Genomic DNA, 19,893 nt, shown 5'->3' with positions numbered 1-19,893 from the left:
TCCTCCGGTTATTACTATTTTCATTTTCTTTAATAACCGCTCAATTACATTTGCATTCTCATCATTTCCTGATAGGCTTCAACAGCTTTATTGCGTATTTCAAGAGCCGTTTGCATCGTAATACTTGCTTTTTGAGCAGTAATCATTACATCTTGGAGTTCGACGTTTTCTCCTTTAGCAAGCTTTTCAGTCGCTATATCCGAAGCGCGTTGAGTATTGTTTAACTCATTGATTGAGTCTTTTAAAAACGTTGAAAACTGTTGAGTTGTTTGTCCAGTGCCAGTCGAAGCGGCTGTTTTTGCTATTGCTATTTGATTGCTGATACCATTAATCATTTTATCGCTCCTTTATTTTCCAATTTCTAACGTCTTTGTTAATATACTTTTGTTTGTATTAAAGACCGTCACGTTTGCTTCGTAAGATCGAGTAGCACTAATTAAATCCGTCATTTCCTTTAAAGGGTCTACGTTCGGCATCTGCACGTACCCTTGGTCATTCGCATCTGGATGTGTCGGGTTATATACTAAATTAAAAGGAGTATTATCTTCTGCGATATCTGTGACTTTTACACCATTGTTTTGATTTTTATTAATTTCGGAGTGTAAGACGGACGAAAAAGAAGGCGAACGATCAGACTGCATGACAACCATTTTTCTTTTGTAAGGCTGCCACTCACCATTAACGTACGTCCCTCTTGTCGTTTCAGCATTCGCCATATTAGATGAAACAACGTCCATCCTTAAACGATTGGCAGTTAAAGCTGAAGATGTAATATTCATATTTTGAAAAATAGTCAAACTTATTTACCTCCTCTAATGACTGTTTGAAGAGAATTAAATTTTCCATTTAAACGATCTACTAGCGCCTCATAGTAAATTTGATTTTCAGCCATATCCGCCATCTCTTTATCCATATCCACATTGTTTCCGTTTGCTTGATAGGAAGTGTTTTCTTGCTGGGTAATCACTCGATGGGATGAACCGGAAAATGGGATATGTTTTGAATCAGTCTGATATGCTTCTAACTCGTTATGTAATAAATCTCGAAATTCACTCGTACGCGATACTGTTTTCGATTTATAATTTGGAGTATCAACGTTTGCGATATTTTGTGCAATCGTCTGCTGCTTTTGTGCCGCGTAGCTAATTCCATTTTCAATTGTTTGAAAAGTAGTTGAAAACAAACTCAATTCTTACACCTGCTTACCTATTCTATTTTTCTCAAAAATGAGACAAATTTCGACTTTAGTACCATAGAACTTATTGTAAGAAAAACTTCATGCAATGTCTATCCTTTTTTAAGAACTTTTGGACTATAAACCAAAATTTTCATTCGATTTCCAAGCATATTTTAACATCAATGCTATACTTTAGCTCTATTTTTTTAATTTAAAATCAAAATACATACCATAAGTCCTGAACAATATGTAATAAAAGTAACGATTTGTAATCAACTAGTATCTTTTTACTATTTAAAGATTCTATAATATAATTTTTAGATTTTTATATGAAGTTTGTTAAAGATTTATAAAAATAGTGAACGAATCCTCTTAACCCAGAGCGAACCTTTTCATACTGAGAGCATATAAAAAAAGCACACGGGCTTTGCCCGTGTGCTTTTTGGTTCATAAACTTAGTTAGATTTTAATTTTTCAAGCTCTACTAAGAATTTGTTGTTAAGAACTTTAATGTAAGTTCCTTTCATTCCTAAAGAACGTGATTCGATAACGCCAGCACTTTCTAATTTACGTAGCGCATTTACGATTACTGAACGTGTAATTCCAACGCGGTCAGCAATTTTACTTGCGACTAATAGTCCTTCATTTCCATTTAGCTCTTCAAAGATATGCTCAATAGCTTCTAACTCACTGTATGATAATGAGCTAATTGCCATTTGTACAACAGCTTTGCTACGCGCTTCTTCTTCAATCTCTTCTGCTTTTTCACGAAGAATTTCCATACCTACTACCGTTGCACCGTATTCAGCAAGGATTAAATCATCGTCTTCGAACTGACGGTCTAAACGAGATAGTACAAGCGTACCTAGACGCTCTCCGCCTCCGATAATTGGAACGATTGTTGTTAGTCCTGCATCAAATAAGTCTTTATTTTCAACTGGGAAAGCTGTATATTGACTTTCAATGTTTAAGTTAGAAGATGTTTCTTGAATGTTAAATAGGCTTTGAGTATATTCTTCTGGAAACTGGCGTGCTTCTAACATATCTTTCATACGCGCATTCTCAATTTGCTGCTTAACAGCGATTCCTAATAATTTACCGCGACGGCTTACTACGAATACGTTTGATTCGATCACTTCGCAAAGTGTTTCAGCCATTTCTTTAAAGTTTACTGGTTTACCAGCTGCTTTTTGTAGCATTGCATTAATCTTTCTAGTTTTCCCTAATAAATCCATTAGTACTCTTCCTCCTGCGATTTCAGTTCTATAAAATAAATTGACTCAAATCTTTGTTTTTAGCGATTTTTTCTAATTTTTCTTCCACGTACTGCGGAGTAATCACAATTTTCTCTAATGTTACTTCCGGTGCTTCAAACGATAAATCCTCTAGCAAACGTTCTAAAATCGTATGAAGCCTTCTTGCACCAATATTATCTGTATCTTGATTTACCTGATATGCAATTTCTGCAATCTTACGTATAGCATCGTCAGAAAATTCAATTTGTATACCTTCAGTTTCCAATAATGCCGCATATTGCTTTAATAACGCATTATCTGGCTCTACTAAAATGTTTATAAAATCTTCAACGGTTAGCTTCGTTAATTCAACGCGAATTGGGAATCGCCCCTGCAATTCTGGAATTAAATCCGACGGTTTTGATACATGGAAAGCACCGGCTGCTACAAATAAAACATGATCAGTTTTGACTGCGCCATATTTTGTAACAATCGTTGACCCTTCTACAATTGGTAAAATATCTCGCTGCACGCCTTCACGTGAAACATCAGCGGAAGATGAATTACCACTTTTCTGAGCAATTTTATCAATTTCGTCAATAAAAATAATTCCATATTGTTCCGCACGATTCACAGCTTCTTGCGTCACTTCATCCATATCAATCAATTTTTGCGCTTCTTCATTTGTTAATACTTTTCGTGCATCTTTAACAGTAAGCTTGCGCTTTTTTTGTTTTTTGGGCATAAAATTGCTTAAGGCATCCTGCATGTTCATGCCCATTTGTTCCATACCCGAACCTTGTAACATATCAAACATAGAAGGCTGTTGCTCTTCTACTTCAATTGTGACATAATGATTTTCAAGCTCTCCTAAAGCAAGCTGATGAGCAATCTGCTTGCGCTTCGTTGCAATATTCGTTTCCTCGTCTTGATCAGGATCCGCATCGCTTGACTGTGTACCGTTTGAAAAAATCATTTCAAACGGATTTTTAAACGATTGCTGCTTCTTTTTGCTTGGAACAAGAAGCTCTACTATCCGCTTGTTTGCATTTTCTTCTGCGCGATCACGCACGCCGTTCATTTTTTCTTCTTTCACAAGTCGAACTGACGTTTCCACTAAATCACGAACCATTGATTCTACATCGCGTCCTACATATCCAACTTCCGTAAATTTTGTTGCCTCAACCTTAATGAAAGGTGCACCGACAAGCTTAGCTAAGCGGCGTGCAATCTCGGTTTTACCCACACCTGTAGGACCAATCATTAAAATGTTTTTCGGCACAACTTCATCACGTAAAGATTCGTCTAGCAGACCGCGTCGATAGCGATTTCGCAGCGCCACAGCGACCGCTTTCTTTGCCTTCGTTTGACCAATAATATACTGATCGAGCTTTTCTACAATTTGTCGAGGTGTTAAATGAGAATTCATAAAAAAATCCCCTTTCCTACAGTTCTTCTACAATAATATGATCATTTGTATAAACACATATCTCACTTGCTACATCTAAAGCTGCTTTTGCAATTTCTTTAGCTGTTAAATGTTCGCCTGCATGTTGTTTTAATGCACGTCCCGCTGATAAAGCATAATTTCCGCCTGATCCAATTGCTAAAATGCCGTCGTCCGGTTCAATAACTTCACCCGTTCCTGATACTAACAGTAAGTTATCTTTGTTCATAACAATAAGCATTGCTTCTAACTTTCGCAATACTTTGTCACTTCTCCATTGTTTAGCAAGCTCAACGGCTGCACGCTGAAGATTTCCGTTATACTCTTCAAGCTTCGTTTCAAATAATTCAAAAAGAGTGAATGCATCAGCTACTGAACCTGCAAAGCCGGCAAGAACTTGCCCTTGAAATAGACGTCTTACTTTTCGAGCAGTATGTTTCATCACAACAGCATTACCGAACGTTACTTGTCCGTCTCCAGACATGGCACATTGACCGTTATGCTGAACCGCAAAAATCGTAGTAGCATGGAAAGTAGACAAATTAACTCCTCCTTTTATGCGCGAGGATGGTGATTCATATAAACTGCCTTTAAACGATCCTTCGTCACATGTGTGTATATTTGAGTGGTTGATAAATGTTCATGACCTAGCATTTCTTGAACTGTACGTAAATCTGCCCCTTCATTTAACATATGAGTCGCAAAAGTATGCCGCAAAACGTGTGGACTAATATGTATATTCTCAGCGGTCTTCTTTACTAACTGATCAATGACTAAGCGTATGCCTCGGTCTGTCAACGGTGTCCCCTTATAATTTAAAAAGAGCGAATGAGTATCAGAAGGAGCCTTTTTTAAAAGAAGCTTTCTTCCATTATCTATATATACTCTAAGAGCGTCCTTGGCATAACAGCCAAATGGCACGTACCGTTGTTTTTTTCCTTTGCCATATACGAGCAAAGTTTGAAGTGAAAAATCTATATCGCTAAGCTTAATAGATGCACATTCACTCACTCGTATTCCGGTGGCATACAGCAATTCTAATAGAGACTGATTACGCTGCCCTAACGGAGTTGTTAAGTCATTCATTTGAAATAATTTCACAATCTCCTCTTCATACAGGAAGCGCGGATTTCGCTCTTCCTTTTTAGGAAGGGTAACGAGCGCAAATGGATTATCTTCTACTAATTCTTCTCTATTTAAGTAACGATAAAACGTTCTCAAACAAGAAATTTTGCGTGACATCGATCTTTTTGAATACTGCTTTTCATATAGGCGTGTTAAAAACAGCCTTGCATCAGCATATGTAACACTTTGTAGGTTTTGTATTTGCTCTTCCTGCATAAAAGACATAAAGATAAAGATGTCTTTTTCATAGCAGTCAACTGTATATTTTGAATAATTTTTCTCAATTTGTAAATATTCTAGAAAGGAATTTAATACATCTTTAACAAATTCCAATGTTATCACCTCACAAGGGCTACTAAATATTATCACAATTAAGTAGCCCTTGCAAACAATTTTGATTATTTTGTTGTAAAATTCTGAATAGTTTCCAATGCTCGTTTAGCAAGCGTTTCATTTCGTTCTTGTTTGTTTTTGATTCGCACTTCCAATTCTTTGAATAAGCCAAAGTTGGCATTCATCGGCTGGAAATTTTTTGCGTTTGTATGTGTGATATAGTGAGCCATACTGCCAATCGCTGTTTCCTGCGGCAATACAACCAATTCTTCACCAAGTACAAGTCGAGCCGCGTTCATTCCTGCCATTAGTCCGCTCGCCGCTGATTCTACATATCCTTCTACTCCCGTCATTTGTCCAGCAAAGAATAAGTCATCACGCTCACGATATTGATACGTAGGCTTTAACAATTTAGGAGAATTAATAAACGTATTTCTATGCATAACTCCGTAGCGTACTACTTCTGCATTTTCTAAACCTGGGATTAAGCTCAATACTTCTTTTTGTGCTCCCCATTTTAAATGTGTTTGGAAACCTACGATATTATATAGTGTACCTGCTGCATCATCTTGACGAAGCTGAACAACTGCATAAGGTCGCTTTCCTGTTTTCGGATCTTCTAACCCAACTGGTTTCATTGGTCCAAAGAGCATTGTTTTTTCTCCGCGTGAAGCCATTACTTCAATTGGCATACATCCTTCAAAATAAATTTCTTTCTCAAATTCTTTTAAAGGAACCGTCTCTGCATTGATTAATGCTTCATGAAAACGCTGGAATTCTTCTTTTGTCATCGGACAGTTTAAATAGGCAGCTTCCCCTTTGTCATAGCGAGATTTCAGATATACTTTATCCATATCAATGCTGTCTTTTTCAATAATAGGTGCAGCCGCATCATAAAAATATAAATAATCTTCACTTGTTAACGCGCGCAGCTGTTCCGATAAATCTTTGGACGTTAACGGACCTGTTGCAATAACAGTTGGTCCTTGTGGAATTTCTGTAATCTCTTCATTAACAACTGTTACGTTTGGATGGTTTTTAACACTTTCCGTCACACGAGCGGCAAATTCGTGACGATCAACAGCCAGTGCTCCACCTGCTGGAACCGCACATTCGTCTGCTGAACGAATAATTACAGAGTCTAATAATCGCATTTCTTCTTTTAAAACACCCACTGCATTTGTTAATGTATTCGCACGCAGTGAATTACTACATACTAATTCAGCAAATTTGTCCGTATGATGAGCAGGTGTTTGCTTCACTGGTCTCATCTCATAAAGACGGACTTTCAAACCGCGCTTTGCGATTTGCCAAGCTGCTTCACTTCCAGCAAGACCTGCTCCGATAACATTAATTACTTGTTCATTCATTGTAAATCCTCCAACTTCATTTCTATCTTTTCTATCATTTTCCTTATTCATTCACTGGTTTGTTCCTTTTTTAACGGGACAAAGAAAATGCGACATTACTCAATGTCGCTAATAACGTTTCCATTTTAGCACATGAAGCAATGTCGCCGCATCTTATATAACTGCTATTTTTAAATTTAAAGTGTGGGAATTCATCCCATTCTCTTTTACTGCTGAGCTTCCTCTTTATAATCACAACTTGTACAGACGACTTGAGTTCCTTTTTTCTGTTTCTTCTCCACAAGCAGATTTTCACATTTCGGACATTTTCTTGCAATCGGCTTATCCCAAGATACGAAGTCACAGCCCGGGAATCGATCACAGCCATAAAATGTACGCTTTTTCTTCGATTTTCGCTCAACGATATTTCCTTCTTCACATTTCGGACACTTTACGCCAATCTCTTTTACAATTGGCTTTGTGTTGCGGCAGTCAGGGAAATTAGAGCATGCCATAAATTTTCCGTAGCGTCCCATTTTGTATACCATAGGTGAACCGCATTCCCCGCAATCTTCTCCGGCAGGTTCATCTTTAATCTCCACTTCGCGCATTTCTTTTTCAGCATGTTCTAAGCGTTTTTCAAAATCACTGTAAAATTCGTCAATAACACGCACCCATTGAACATTACCATCTTCCACTTCATCCAAATCGTTTTCCATTTTAGCTGTAAACTCTACATCTAAAATTTCCGGGAAAAACTCCAATACAAGCTCTAGTACAATTTCTCCAAGTTCTGTTGGAACAAAACGCTTGTTATCGAGCGCTACGTACCCGCGCTTTTGAATCGTGTCAAGTGTTGGAGCATATGTAGACGGTCGGCCAATGCCTAGCTCTTCTAATGTCTTGACTAAACGAGCTTCAGTATATCTTGGCGGCGGCTGTGTGAAGTGCTGCTTTTCATCGATGTCTTTAGAATAAGCTACTTCTCCTTCTTCTAAGTCTGGAAGAAGATTTTCTTTTTCCTCCACTTGATCATCATTGCCTTCAACATACACTTTCATAAAGCCTGGAAATTTAACTTTGGAGCCGTTTGCTCTAAATGTTACGTCTCCATTTTTCAAATCTACAGCCATTGTATCCATAATTGCAGGTGCCATTTGACTAGCAACGAAGCGCTCCCATACTAGCTTATACAGTCGATACTGATCACGCGATAAGAACTCTTTTACCTCTCCTGGTTTACGAAGAGCTGAAGTTGGACGAATCGCTTCGTGGGCATCTTGCGCGTTCGAATTTTTCTTTTCTTTACGCTTTTCCGTTGCCACAAACTGATTTCCGTATGCGTTCGTAATGTAATCTCTAGCTTCCGTTTGAGCTGTTTCTGAAATACGAGTAGAATCGGTACGCATATACGTGATAAGACCTACTGTGCCTTCTTTTCCTAAATCAATTCCTTCATATAATTGCTGCGCAATCATCATTGTTTTTTTCGCTCGGAAGTTCAGTTTCCGCGCTGCCTCTTGCTGTAATGAAGACGTGGTAAAAGAAGGAGCCGCATTACGCTTTCGCTCACGTTTTGTTACTTTAGAAATTGAAAATTCATTTCCATCTAATTGTTTAACAATGTTGGTTACATCATTTTCATTCGATAGCTCTACTTTTTTTCCTTGATATTCGATCAACTGGCCTTCAAATTGGTCGTTCCCTTTTTGAAAAGTTGCTTTTACCGTCCAGTATTCTTCTGGGATAAACTTTGCAATTTCTTTTTCACGATCAATAATTAAACGCACTGCAATTGATTGAACCCTTCCGGCACTTAATCCTTTTTTTACTTTTTTCCACAGCAATGGACTGATGTTGTAGCCAACCAGCCTGTCAAGAATACGGCGTGCTTGTTGAGCATCTACTAAATCCATATTAATTGCTCGTGGATGTTTAAAAGATTCTTTAATCGCTTCTTTTGTAATCTCATTAAATACTACGCGACAGTCCGATGCAATGTCTACATCCAAACTGTGCGCCAAGTGCCATGCAATCGCTTCTCCTTCACGGTCTGGATCGGCTGCTAGGTAAATCTTTTTTGCTTTTTTAGCCGCTGTTTTTAGTTCTTTTAAAACCGGGCCTTTCCCGCGAATTGTAATATATTTCGGATTGTAATCCTGTTCAATATCAATTCCCATTTGACTTTTAGGTAAATCGCGAACATGTCCCATCGATGCTTTTACTTTATATTTCTTTCCTAAATAACGTTCAATTGTTTTAGCCTTTGCAGGCGATTCTACAATTACTAGGTAGTCAGACATCTATTTGTTCCTCCTCAAGAGGTAGAATAAAATCTTCATTATTATTAAATATTTGGTTCTTGTTTGTCAAATGTCCAAAAGATAAGTCATACGATTTTACTACGTATCTCACTAGTATTTCGTACCATGCAAGAATATGACTACTTTGAAACATTCATCTTATATACATCATTTCATCTGTAATATCAGCAGCGCTTTGCACAAGTTTTGCCCCTAATTGGATTAACTTATTCGTTCCACATGATGTTTCTTCAAAAATAGAACCCGGTATGGCAAATACTTCTCTTCCTTGCTGAAGCGCCTGGTCGGCGGTAATAAAAGATCCACTTCTTTCTTTTGCTTGCACCACCAACGTGCCTCCTGTTAATCCGCTAATGATTCTGTTTCTGCGAGGGAAAAACCATTTTGTCGGCTTCATAAACGGGGCATATTCAGAAAGCAGCAAATGATGCTGCGCAATTTCTCTTGCTAAATTTTGGTTTCCTCTTGGGTAAATATTATAAAACCCTCCGCCTAAAACTGCAATCGTTTTAGCTTTTTCAGCGATAGCCAGTTCATGAGCAGCCTGGTCAATCCCTAAGGCTAGTCCACTTACAACGACAAATTCTTCATGCAGCATCGGCTTAACAATATGAGTCAGAGCTGCAGTTCCATATGAAGTGGGATTCCTTGTTCCTACAACGCTTAAGCTTTCTGGAGCGTGTAGAAGAGAAATCTTTCCTCTTGCAAATAATACCCAAGGCGGATCATAAATATGGCGCAAAAGTTCAGGATATTCATCATCTAGGATGGTGACACATTGAATATTCTCAGCGTCATATTTATCTAGAATATCTCGTATTGGAATAGTTTGCAAATCTTTTTTTATTTGATTAGCACGTTCAATCGAGAGAGTCAATAGTTTTTGAAGCTGTGATGGAGAGTACTCGTAGAGATTTTGTAATGAAGAATTCTGTTGAAGTAGCGTAAAAATTTGTTTCCAATTAACAGATGGACAATGTGCTAAATGAATTAATTTTTCCCGTAAATCAGACATTCTACAATCTCCTTTTTAAATGGACAAAATAGCCCCCGGTCAAAGGAGGCTATATGTCTTCTATTAATGAGTCTTACACTGCTCGTAAATGCCTTGTTCTTTTAACACTTTAATAAGTGTTTCTCCCATAACAGATGGTGTTTCAGCTACTTGGATACCGCACTCATTCATTGTTTTAATTTTTTCAGATGCTGTCCCTTTACCACCTGAAATAATAGCACCAGCATGGCCCATACGTTTTCCTGGAGGTGCTGTTTGACCGCCAATGAAGCCAACCACAGGTTTTGTCATGTTTGCTTTTACCCATTCTGCCGCTTCTTCTTCTGCCGTACCGCCGATTTCACCAATCATAATTACTGCATACGTATCTTCATCTTCATTAAACGCTTTTAATACATCGATAAAGTTCGTGCCGTTCACTGGGTCACCACCGATACCAACAGCTGTTGATTGGCCAATGCCAGCTTCAGAAAGTTGATGAACAGCTTCATATGTTAATGTACCAGAACGTGAAACTACACCTACATGACCTTTTTTGTGAATGTACCCTGGCATAATTCCAATTTTACATTCTTCCGGTGTAATAACACCTGGGCAGTTAGGTCCCACAAGGCGCGTACGCTTTCCTTCCATATAACGCTTTACTTTTACCATATCTAATACTGGAATACCTTCCGTAATACAAATAACTAAATCTAAATCTGCGTCAACTGCTTCAATAATGGAGTCAGCTGCGAATGCTGGCGGAACGTATACAACAGAAGCCGTTGCGCCTGTTTTTTCTTTTGCCTCGGCAACCGTATTAAATACCGGAACACCTTCTACTTCTAAGCCGCCTTTACCTGGTGTTACGCCACCAACAATTTTCGTTCCATATTCTAACATTTGCTGTGTATGAAAAAGGCCAACTCCGCCTGTAATTCCTTGTACAATTACTTTTGTATCTTGATTAATAAATACGCTCATTCCTATCCCCCAGCCTTTCTATTTCACTAGTGAAACGATTTTTTGTGCGCCGTCTGCCATAGATTCAGCAGCTGTGATATTTAAGCCTGATTTTTGTAAAATTTCTTTTCCAAGTTCAACGTTTGTTCCTTCTAAGCGAACAACTAATGGAAGGCTTAATCCAACTTGTTTCGTTGCTTCAACAACACCTGTTGCAATAACATCACATTTCATAATCCCGCCGAAAATATTAACGAAAATACCTTTTACATTTTGGTCAGATAAAATAATTTTGAATGCTTCTGTTACTTTTTCAGCAGTTGCGCCGCCCCCAACATCCAGGAAGTTAGCAGGGTCGCCTCCGTAATGTTTAATAATATCCATCGTTGCCATTGCTAAACCTGCACCGTTTACCATACAACCGATATTACCATCTAGTGAAATGTAGCTTAAGTCGTATTTAGATGCTTCAATTTCTTTAGCATCTTCCTCTTCAAGGTCACGATATTCAAGAATATCTTTTTGACGATACAGCGCATTTGAATCAAAGTTTAACTTCGCATCCAATGCCATAACGTCTCCGTCACCTGTTACAACTAGAGGATTAATCTCTGCAATTGAGCAGTCTTTTTCAACAAATACTGTATATAAACCTGTCATGAACTTAACTGCTTTTCCAACTAGTTCTTTTGGAATATTAATATTAAATGCAAGTCTGCGAGCTTGGAATGCTTGTAAACCAATCGCAGGATCTACATATTCTTTAAAGATTTTTTCAGGCGTTTTTTCCGCCACTTCTTCAATTTCAGTTCCACCTTCTTCAGAACCCATCAATACAACTTGAGACGTTGCACGATCAAGAACTAAACCGATGTAATATTCTTTCTTAATATCGCATCCCTCTTCAACTAACAAGCGCTTAACTTCTTTTCCTTCAGGGCCTGTTTGGTGTGTTACGAGGGTCTTTCCTAAAATATCTTGTGCATATGTACGAACTTCATCTAAGTTTTTTGCTACTTTGACACCGCCCGCTTTACCGCGTCCACCAGCATGGATTTGTGCTTTCACCACTGATACTTGTGAACCTAATTCCTTTGCTGCTTCAACTGCTTCTTCAACAGTAAAAGCTACTCGACCGTTTGGTACTGCAACCCCATATTTTCTGAGTAGTTCTTTTCCTTGATACTCATGGATATTCATTTCCCATCCTCCTAACATAATCAACCACAAAACTATACTGCACAAAATAGACTGCGCTTTCATTGTATAAAAATAATTGTCTAATTGTCTACTATTCTAGTGAAAAATATTGAAATAATAAGAAAATTGATATTTTTATGGAGATAGTACTTAACCATACCTTATGAGGTCAATGAGACTCTGCGGACGTTAAACGTACGGTTGATCATGTAAATCAACCTTCACAACTGAAGCGAACTGAGAGGAAAATAATTTACGAACTTCACCCTCTGCAATATCTCCACTTAAATAAGCTATATCCTTTTTGAGCCTAAAATCCCGCATGTGAAACATGCAAAGCAGAGATATGCTCGGGTATCATGTTCTAGTTTACTTGGTTTTTTATTGGTGCAAAAGATCGGCGGTGTTCTGGCAAAATTCCATATTGTTCGATTGCTTCTAAATGTTGTTTTGTTCCATATCCCATATGTTTTTCGAATCCGTATGCAGGATAGCGTTCACCAAGTTCTTTCATCATTCGATCTCGCGTCACTTTTGCAATAACAGAACTTGCAGCAATGGAAATGCTTGTAGCATCGCCTTTGATGATTGACTGCTGCGAAATAGGCACCGGCAGCTTCATCGCATCAATAAGCAGTTCATCAGGCTGAACAGCTAGAAGTTCAATTGCTTCAGTCATTGCCTTTTTTGTTGCTTCATAAATATTAATAGAATCAATGACCTCTGCGTCTATAATACCTATACCGATAGCGACAGCGCTTTTACAGATTTCTTCATAAAACGCTTCTCGCTTTGCTTCTGATAACTTCTTTGAATCCGTCAAACCAGGGAGAAAAAAATCCGGCGGCAAAATAACAGCAGCAGCTACTACCGGTCCTGCTAACGGTCCTCTTCCTACTTCATCTACTCCGGCAATATAGGTTGCTCCTTGATTGTATAATTCGTTTTCATATGCCATCATTTCATCAAACTGTTTCTTCAAGCGCTCAGCGGCTTCAAATTGCCTTTGTTTTTGAATAATAACCTGCTGCACACCTTTACGCTCATCTTGCGCATATGCCTTAAATAAAGCATCTTCCGGGCTTCTCACTTGCTTTAGTTCTTCTTTTATTTTCTTAATACTCTTTTTCATTAGCTCCACCTTCTTTATATCAACATTTTCATGCGGCACTTTTACATAAAAAACGCCTCATGCTAAAAAGGCAGAGGCGTTTTTTGTTTCAGTTCGCAATGTATTGCTTACAGCTGCTTTTCAGCTTCACTTGGATCATCAAATGTAAAGGTGCCAATTTTATCCGTTCGAATTTCTCGAAGAACAAGCTCAGCCGTTTTATCGTAATCCACCATGCCGCCACCCATTAAACAGCCGCGGCGCGACCCAATTGCATCAAAAAGCTCTACAATGTCTTCAGGGATTTCATTTAAATCATAACGCTGCTTTAATTGTTCTGGGTAATGGCTAGTTAAGAAGCGCAGCGCATAAACAGCAACATCTTGCATATTTAAAATGGTATCTTTAATAGCACCCGTTGTCGCAAGCTTATATCCAACTGTTTCATCTTCAAACTTAGGCCACAAAATACCTGGCGTATCAAGTAGCTCCAGCTCATTTCCTACCTTAATCCACTGCTGTGCTTGCGTCACACCTGGACGATCTCCGGTCTTGGCGATTTTTTTGCTGGCAAGGCGATTAATCAGCGTTGATTTACCAACGTTAGGAATCCCTACAATCATCGCTCGAATAGCGCGGGGTTTTTTGACTCCTTTTGCGCGCATACGGTCAAACTTCTCTTGAAGAAGTTCTTTGGAAGACGAAACAATTTGTTTCATTCCTTTACCTGCTTGTGCGTCAATAGCTAAGGCATAAATACCTTGTTGTTTATAATAATCTAGCCACTGCTGAGTAACGCGCGGATCAGCTTTGTCCACTTTATTCAGCAATACGATTCTCGGCTTGTTCACAATAATCTCATCAATCATTGGATTTCGCGATGATTGCGGAATGCGTGCATCAACCAGTTCGTATACAATATCAATCAATTTTAGCTTTTCAGTTACTTGTCTTCTGGCCTTGGCCATGTGGCCAGGAAACCATTGAATTGTCATATTTTACTCACCTTTTATATTTTACTTTGCAAAACGCGCTTCTTTAATCGGCCAGTATACGGCACTCGTTTTACCAAGCACCTTGTCCATGCTCACAAAGCCAATCTGACGGCTGTCTTTACTGTAGCGTCGATTGTCTCCCATCACGAACAAATAGCCTTCTGGCACGGTCTTTTTACCCGTTACGTCTTCTAGTTTAAAATCTTCGGTTAAATTACCGTCAATCACTTCTTTTTTATACTGATCTAAATAGGGCTCTTTATAAGCTTTTCCATTTACATATAGCGTATCATTTCGATACTCAATATGATCACCCGGCAGTCCGATAATACGTTTTATGTAATCTTTTTCCGCTGTAGCATGAAAAACAATAATATCAAAGCGATCAGGATCACCAATCTTATAGGAGAACTTATTTACAATCATTCGATTTTGGTCATGCAGCGTAGGCATCATAGAAAGTCCATCTACTACAATCGGTGCAAACAAAAAATAGCGAATTACAACAGCTAACAGTACGGCAATGGCGATTGCTTTTATCCATTCCCACAGTTCATTTTTCTTTCGAGCCATCTTCAGTCCTCCAACTCTTATGTCATACCTTTATTTTAAACGATAATGTTTGAAACGCCTAATAAATAAATAGAATAAAAAAATGATGACTTGTACGTCTATTTTTTACTGTCAGAGAACGAATCGTTCTAAAAAAACATTTGAAAAAAGGAGCTTGTATAAACAAGCTCCCCTTTACTATTATCGAATTTCTTTAATACGCGCAGCTTTACCACGTAATTCACGTAGGTAATAAAGTTTCGCACGGCGTACTTTACCGCGGCGCATTACTTCGATTTTTGCAATTTTTGGCGTATGAAGTGGGAATGTACGCTCTACACCTACACCGTAAGAAATCTTACGTACTGTAAATGTTTCGCTGATACCACCGCCACGACGCTTAATAACAACACCTTCAAATACCTGAACACGTTCACGAGTACCCTCAACGATATTTACGTGTACACGTACAGTATCACCAGGACGGAACGTAGGAAGATCTGTTTTTAATTGTTCTTTTGTAATCTCTTCGATTAATTTTTGCATCGCGTGTTTCAACTCCTTCCAACAGACGCTCATACCAATGCTTTTCAATCATTGCAGCGGAACATCGTTATAGGTGACCAGACATCTGCCCAAGCCACAAAATCTATCTTAGCACACTCTTATACCGTATGCAACAGAGTTTATGCATAAATTTTATGGATTTATGAAAGGTTGTTTTCCTCTTTTAATTGAGCTACTAGTTTCTTTTGCTCTTCCGTTAGCTCCATTTTTTCAAGCATATCCGGTCTTCGAAGCAACGTGCGCTTTAAAGACTCTTTTTGGCGCCACTGTTCAATTTTTTTATGATTTCCTGACATAAGTACTTCAGGAACTGTTAAGCCTCTAAAATCAGCAGGACGCGTATAGTGCGGGTGCTCTAGTAAACCTGTACTGTGTGAGTCTTGTACAGCTGAATGATTATTGCCAAGCACATCAGGAAGCAGGCGAACAACGCTATCGATCACAACCATTGCACCAAGCTCTCCCCCAGTTAATACATAGTCACCAATTGAAATTTCATCAGTTACCAGCTGCTCACGAATCCGTTCATCATACCCTTCGTAATGACCACAAATAAAAATTAAATGCTCTTCCGCTGCTAGCTCTTCTGCTTTTGCCTGCGTATAGCGTTCGCCCTGGGGACAAAGCAAAACTACCCGGGGCTTCTTAGCTGTTTCAGTCAGCTTTTCTACAGCGTCAAAAATAGGCTGAGGTGTCAATACCATTCCAGCACCTCCGCCGTAAGGATAATCGTCCACATTTTGATGTTTGTTCGTAGAGTATTCTCGGAAATTAACTACATTCAGTTCAACCGCATTTTTTTCCTGTGCTTTTTTCAAAATTGATTCACCAAAAACACCGTCAAACATAGAAGGAAATAGCGACAGTACATCAATTTTCATTAGTCCAATAACCCTTCCATTACCGTAATAACAATCTCTTTTTCATCTATATCAATAGATTGTACAACGTCGTCGATGTAAGGAATAAGAACTTCTTTTCCGCCTTTTTTAACAACCCACACATCATTAGCTCCCGGCGTTAAAATTTCTTTGACCGTTCCTACCTCTACCCCGTCTTCTGTTTTTACTGTACACCCAATAATTTCGTGGAAATAGAATTCACCGTCTTCTAAATCCGTTAGCTGCTCCTCAGGGATTTTCACTTCACAGTTTTTATACTGCTCAACATCATTTACGTTGTGGTAGCCTTCGAATGTAAGCAGATCAAAATTTTTATGCCTGCGGTGGCTTGCTACCGTTACTTCTACCGGCTCGCTTTGCTTTTCTTTGAAGATATAAAGTTTATTTCCTTTTTCATAGCGCTCATCAGCAAAATCCGTAGTTGATACAATACGAACTTCTCCTTTTACACCGTGGGTATTCACAATTTTTCCAACCTTAAACCATTCCATGCTTCTTCACCTCTATCTAATCTCAACAACTTTGCTATCTTTTATAATAATTGTTTTACTTTCTTTTATCTTTTCCCAATCATCGCCGATTTTTACCTCTACTAAGGCATCCAGTTCCGTTTCAACGAGTTCGCTCCCTAAAGGAAGCTTTTCTAATTGCGTCAGCTGAAAGTTCAACACTTCAATTTTTTCAAGGCGAGCGGATTTTTCTTTTTCAAACTGACTATGTAATAAAGAAGAACCTTTATTGGCTTTTTCCATGTGCTTTAACTGAAATTTCAGCTGTTCCATCTCTTTTTCAAGCGCCTGCTTGCGGTTTATAAAACGATTTTCAAGATCTTGTTTGCTTGCTTCAGTTAACACTTGTTTCACAACCACTTTTTGAATAATGTTCAAAACGTTCCCTCCGCTCTCAAGATAGTGACCTTGTGCTTTTTACATGCATATTGAAATAGCTGCTTCTTGCTCGCAAAAGACTTACTGTGATCAAAACGTTCATCTTATCATAACATAAAAAAAGGGCGAGGTTATCCCTCTCCCTTTTTGATTACTCTTGAATTTTCACATACACTTTTTTACCTTGCTGTGATGCTGCTGCATTCACAACAGTTCGAATCGCTTTTGCAACGCGGCCTTGTTTGCCAATTACTTTGCCGACATCTTCTTGGTGAACAGTAAGGATGTACGTCACTTGACGTTCATCTTCTTGTTCCTCCACTTTAACATCAGCTGGGTAATCAACAAGCGGCTTTACAATTGTTTCGATTAGTGATGTCATCTCGAGTGAAATTATTTTCCTAATTTAGCATTATGGAATTTTTCCATGATGCCTTCGTTAGAGAAAAGGTTACGAACTGTATCAGATGGTTTAGCACCATTTTGTAACCATTTAAGAGCTAGCTCTTCATCGATTTTAACTTCAGCTGGTTGAACTACAGGATTGTAAGTTCCAACTACTTCGATGTAACGTCCATCACGTGGTGAACGAGAGTCTGCTGCTACGATACGATAGAAAGGAGATTTTTTAGCTCCCATACGTTTTAAACGAATTTTTACTGCCATTTTATAAAGCACCTCCGAATATGTTTCAACAAGATAATATAATATCAAATAGGTAAAATGTTTGTAAAGGTTTTTTTCTTAACACTAGAAAAATATTTTATTTTCTTTGGTTTTTCAGTCCAAATCAAGCGTTTTATCATGAAAAGAATGGAAGTTTCATACCCTTTTTCTTGCCTTTTGACATATTTGTCATTTGTTTCATCATTTTTTTCATGTCTTCAAATTGTTTAAGCAAACGGTTAACTTCTTGTACAGAACGTCCGCTTCCTTTTGCAATACGCTTTCTTCGACTTGCATTAATGATTTCAGGGTTTGTTTTTTCCGCTTTCGTCATAGAACGAATAATTGCTTCTACATGATTAATTTGCTTTTCATCAACCTGCAGGTTTTTGAGCCCCTTTACTTTATTGGCGCCCGGAAGCATACCAATCAGCTCATCAAGCGGTCCCATTTGACGCACCTGAGCAAGTTGATCTAAAAAGTCATCAAATGTAAATGACTGCGTGCGCAGCTTAGCTTCAAGCTCTTTTGCTTTTTCAGCATCTACATTGGCCTGAGCCTTTTCGATAAGCGTCAGCACATCACCCATACCTAAGATACGGGAAGCCATACGCTCTGGATGGAATGCTTCAATAGCATCCATTTTTTCTCCAAGACCGACAAACTTAATTGGTGTATCGGTTACTGCACGAATAGAAAGCGCTGCACCACCGCGCGTATCGCCGTCTAGTTTCGTTAATACAACTCCAGTTAATCCTAATTGCTTATTAAAGCTATCCGCAACGTTTACTGCATCTTGACCCGTCATCGCATCGACAACAAGGAAAATTTCGTCTGGGTTAGAAAGCTCTTTGATCTGTTCTAACTCCTCCATTAAATTTTCATCAACATGCAAACGTCCCGCTGTATCAATTAATACATAATCGTGATGCTCTTCTTTCGCATGAGCAATAGCTTGTTTCGCAATCTCCACAGGACTTACTTGATCACCTAATGAAAAAACAGACATGCTAAGCTGTTTTCCTAGTGTTTCAAGCTGTTTAATAGCTGCCGGACGATAAATATCTGCTGCTACAAGCAATGGATTACGGTTATATTTTTTACGTAATAAATTGGCAAGTTTACCGGTTGTTGTTGTTTTACCTGCACCTTGAAGTCCAACCATCATAATTACAGTTGGAGCTTTCGGAGCTACCGCAATCTTGCTTTGCTCTCCGCCCATAAGTGCAGTTAATTCTTCTTGTACAACCTTAATAACTTGTTGTCCAGGCGTTAAGCTCTTAAGAACGTCTTGACCTACAGCACGTTCGCTTACGCGCTTAACAAAGTCTTTTACTACTTTAAAGTTTACATCGGCTTCTAAAAGGGCAAGTCTAACTTCACGCATCATTTCTTTAACGTCAGCTTCGTTAACTTTTCCTTTTCCTTTTAACTTTTGCAGTGTGCTTTGCAAACGGTCGGCTAATCCTTCAAATGCCATATACGCCGCCCCCTAATCTAATTTCTCGAGCGAATCAAGAAGAGAAGAAAGCTTACTATTCTTGTGTAAGTCGGCTGCAAGTTCGTCTTTCAGTTGTTGAACAATTGATTGACGCTCTTGAAACCGTTGAAATAACAATAGCTTTTCCTCATATTGTTCAAGCATTTGCTCTGTACGTTTTATATTATCATAAACTGCTTGACGACTCACATCAAATTCTTCCGCTATTTCACCGAGGGAATAATCATCCAAGTAATAAAGTGACATATAACTTCTTTGTTTGGGCGTCAACAACGCCTGGTAGAAGTCAAATAAGTAATTCATTCTTGTTGTTTTTTCGAGCATATGCACGCTCTTTTCAACCATCTGACCGCCCCCTTGTTAAGTGAAAAGCCTTTACATGTTATTAGTTTAACTAGGCGAGGTTTGAATGTCAAGTTTTTTCCTTAACACCTCACATTTTCCCACTTAAAAGAGATGGAGACATAACTAAATTACTTCAATTTAAAGACGAATAAATATGAAACCTGCGTCCATCCTACTAATAAAAAATCCGAACGATGAACCGTTCGGATCTTCCTTC

General features: G+C 38.5%; 23 protein-coding genes. All 23 read right to left on the bottom strand.

Going from position 1 to position 19,893, the window contains the following annotated elements:
* Positions 1-44 precede the first annotated feature (44 nt).
* The 23 genes from fliE to AC2YJL_RS03470 all read right to left on the bottom strand — a co-directional run bounded on the left by fliE (position 45) and on the right by AC2YJL_RS03470 (position 19,655).
* Positions 45-335: a flagellar hook-basal body complex protein FliE gene (gene fliE / locus AC2YJL_RS03580; RefSeq protein ID WP_369361622.1), complete on the bottom strand. Its 291-nt coding sequence runs from the start codon at positions 333-335 to the stop codon at positions 45-47.
* Between the two features lie 12 nt (positions 336-347).
* Positions 348-797, bottom strand: a complete 450-nt coding sequence (gene flgC / locus AC2YJL_RS03575; RefSeq protein WP_195695980.1) for a flagellar basal body rod protein FlgC — start codon at positions 795-797, stop codon at positions 348-350.
* A 2-nt stretch (positions 798-799) separates the two neighbouring features.
* A complete protein-coding gene (gene flgB, locus AC2YJL_RS03570; protein ID WP_153254745.1) occupies positions 800-1,189 on the bottom strand; it encodes a flagellar basal body rod protein FlgB in 390 nt (129 codons plus the stop codon).
* 443 nt (positions 1,190-1,632) lie between these two features.
* A complete protein-coding gene (gene codY / locus AC2YJL_RS03565; RefSeq protein WP_013058882.1) occupies positions 1,633-2,412 on the bottom strand; it encodes a GTP-sensing pleiotropic transcriptional regulator CodY in 780 nt (259 codons plus the stop codon).
* A gap of 28 nt (positions 2,413-2,440) precedes the next feature.
* Positions 2,441-3,841 carry an ATP-dependent protease ATPase subunit HslU gene (hslU, locus tag AC2YJL_RS03560; protein WP_013084801.1) on the bottom strand — a complete coding sequence of 467 codons (1,401 nt, stop codon included), beginning with the start codon at positions 3,839-3,841 and terminating at the stop codon, positions 2,441-2,443.
* Between the two features lie 16 nt (positions 3,842-3,857).
* Complete coding sequence (gene hslV / locus AC2YJL_RS03555; RefSeq protein ID WP_013058884.1) at positions 3,858-4,400, bottom strand: ATP-dependent protease subunit HslV; 543 nt, start codon at positions 4,398-4,400, stop codon at positions 3,858-3,860.
* 14 nt (positions 4,401-4,414) lie between these two features.
* Positions 4,415-5,317, bottom strand: coding sequence for a tyrosine recombinase XerC (gene xerC / locus AC2YJL_RS03550; protein WP_230933506.1), 903 nt, complete (start codon positions 5,315-5,317; stop codon positions 4,415-4,417).
* A gap of 65 nt (positions 5,318-5,382) precedes the next feature.
* Positions 5,383-6,687 (bottom strand): FADH(2)-oxidizing methylenetetrahydrofolate--tRNA-(uracil(54)-C(5))-methyltransferase TrmFO, encoded by a 1,305-nt coding sequence (gene trmFO, locus AC2YJL_RS03545; RefSeq protein WP_028410805.1) that lies wholly within the window; start codon positions 6,685-6,687, stop codon positions 5,383-5,385.
* Between the two features lie 206 nt (positions 6,688-6,893).
* Positions 6,894-8,969: a type I DNA topoisomerase gene (gene topA / locus AC2YJL_RS03540; protein ID WP_028410804.1), complete on the bottom strand. Its 2,076-nt coding sequence runs from the start codon at positions 8,967-8,969 to the stop codon at positions 6,894-6,896.
* A gap of 154 nt (positions 8,970-9,123) precedes the next feature.
* Positions 9,124-10,005 (bottom strand): DNA-processing protein DprA, encoded by an 882-nt coding sequence (gene dprA / locus AC2YJL_RS03535; protein ID WP_230933507.1) that lies wholly within the window; start codon positions 10,003-10,005, stop codon positions 9,124-9,126.
* Between the two features lie 63 nt (positions 10,006-10,068).
* The gene (sucD, locus tag AC2YJL_RS03530; protein WP_013058889.1) at positions 10,069-10,971 is read right to left on the bottom strand and encodes a succinate--CoA ligase subunit alpha; all 903 of its coding nucleotides are present in this window, start codon (positions 10,969-10,971) and stop codon (positions 10,069-10,071) included.
* Between the two features lie 18 nt (positions 10,972-10,989).
* Complete coding sequence (gene sucC / locus AC2YJL_RS03525; protein WP_013058890.1) at positions 10,990-12,150, bottom strand: ADP-forming succinate--CoA ligase subunit beta; 1,161 nt, start codon at positions 12,148-12,150, stop codon at positions 10,990-10,992.
* Positions 12,151-12,514: 364 nt separating this feature from the next.
* Positions 12,515-13,282 (bottom strand): ribonuclease HII, encoded by a 768-nt coding sequence (gene rnhB / locus AC2YJL_RS03520; RefSeq protein WP_251568763.1) that lies wholly within the window; start codon positions 13,280-13,282, stop codon positions 12,515-12,517.
* A gap of 107 nt (positions 13,283-13,389) precedes the next feature.
* On the bottom strand, positions 13,390-14,256 hold the full coding sequence (ylqF, locus tag AC2YJL_RS03515) for a ribosome biogenesis GTPase YlqF (protein ID WP_487374622.1): 867 nt from the start codon (positions 14,254-14,256) through the stop codon (positions 13,390-13,392).
* Positions 14,257-14,277: 21 nt separating this feature from the next.
* A complete protein-coding gene (lepB, locus tag AC2YJL_RS03510; protein WP_013058893.1) occupies positions 14,278-14,829 on the bottom strand; it encodes a signal peptidase I in 552 nt (183 codons plus the stop codon).
* Between the two features lie 180 nt (positions 14,830-15,009).
* Positions 15,010-15,354 (bottom strand): 50S ribosomal protein L19, encoded by a 345-nt coding sequence (gene rplS, locus AC2YJL_RS03505; protein ID WP_013084808.1) that lies wholly within the window; start codon positions 15,352-15,354, stop codon positions 15,010-15,012.
* A 161-nt stretch (positions 15,355-15,515) separates the two neighbouring features.
* Positions 15,516-16,256 carry a tRNA (guanosine(37)-N1)-methyltransferase TrmD gene (trmD, locus tag AC2YJL_RS03500; RefSeq protein ID WP_014458419.1) on the bottom strand — a complete coding sequence of 247 codons (741 nt, stop codon included), beginning with the start codon at positions 16,254-16,256 and terminating at the stop codon, positions 15,516-15,518.
* Positions 16,256-16,768 carry a ribosome maturation factor RimM gene (rimM, locus tag AC2YJL_RS03495; protein ID WP_028410799.1) on the bottom strand — a complete coding sequence of 171 codons (513 nt, stop codon included), beginning with the start codon at positions 16,766-16,768 and terminating at the stop codon, positions 16,256-16,258. Before rimM ends, trmD begins: the two co-directional genes overlap by 1 nt.
* A 12-nt stretch (positions 16,769-16,780) precedes the next feature.
* Positions 16,781-17,164, bottom strand: a complete 384-nt coding sequence (locus AC2YJL_RS03490) for a YlqD family protein (protein WP_013058897.1) — start codon at positions 17,162-17,164, stop codon at positions 16,781-16,783.
* Positions 17,165-17,315: 151 nt separating this feature from the next.
* On the bottom strand, positions 17,316-17,546 hold the full coding sequence (locus AC2YJL_RS03485) for a KH domain-containing protein (protein ID WP_013058898.1): 231 nt from the start codon (positions 17,544-17,546) through the stop codon (positions 17,316-17,318).
* An 11-nt stretch (positions 17,547-17,557) separates the two neighbouring features.
* Complete coding sequence (gene rpsP / locus AC2YJL_RS03480) at positions 17,558-17,830, bottom strand: 30S ribosomal protein S16 (protein ID WP_013058899.1); 273 nt, start codon at positions 17,828-17,830, stop codon at positions 17,558-17,560.
* Positions 17,831-17,966: 136 nt separating this feature from the next.
* The gene (gene ffh, locus AC2YJL_RS03475; protein ID WP_013058900.1) at positions 17,967-19,310 is read right to left on the bottom strand and encodes a signal recognition particle protein; all 1,344 of its coding nucleotides are present in this window, start codon (positions 19,308-19,310) and stop codon (positions 17,967-17,969) included.
* A gap of 12 nt (positions 19,311-19,322) precedes the next feature.
* A complete protein-coding gene (locus tag AC2YJL_RS03470; RefSeq protein WP_025750337.1) occupies positions 19,323-19,655 on the bottom strand; it encodes a putative DNA-binding protein in 333 nt (110 codons plus the stop codon).
* Between the last annotated feature and the right edge of the window lie 238 nt (positions 19,656-19,893).

This window comes from Priestia sp. SRI_019 (genome assembly GCF_057586255.1).
This window is presented reverse-complemented; position numbering and strand designations above follow the sequence as displayed.